Annotated in this window: 1 protein-coding gene; it reads left to right on the forward strand. The window is 36.9% G+C overall.

Annotated features, from left to right (window positions below; translation table 4 throughout):
• Positions 1-32 precede the first annotated feature (32 nt).
• The coding region (locus tag E1I18_RS03690; protein ID WP_211334721.1) for an SUMF1/EgtB/PvdO family nonheme iron enzyme at positions 33-409 on the forward strand (377 nt) is incomplete at its 3' end.

Consider the following 409-nt stretch of genomic DNA (forward strand, 5'->3'; position numbering starts at 1 on the left):
GGTTAACAGATAGAGTGGGCGAAAGAATCCTCATGGATCAAGGGGTATTATCTAAAGATTTATATACTAACGAAAGTAACAATCAAGGACAAGCTTCTTTTACACTTGATAAGTATGAAGCTAACGATCCTGAAATGCAAGGATATATCAACGAGCAAAGATTAAAGCAAAAAACAGGTATTAAAACTACCAATTCTAGGATACTTGCTGCCAATAGAGCCGCAACTTCGGGGGTAGTTACTAAGTACCGTCTTCCAACAGAAGTAGAATGGGAGTTTGCAGCTCTAGGTTTACAAAAAAATAGAGAGTACAATCTTTATACAGGTAAAACTCCAGAAATTGATAAATTGAGAGGCAACAAGGGTAGAAATAGGGGTATGTTCCTTGAAAACTTTAAGTATGGTAGAGG

It is taken from the genome of Mycoplasmopsis mucosicanis (assembly GCF_006546935.1).
In the GTDB taxonomy this organism is placed as follows: Bacteria; Bacillota_I; Bacilli_A; order Mycoplasmatales; family Metamycoplasmataceae; genus Mycoplasmopsis; species Mycoplasmopsis mucosicanis.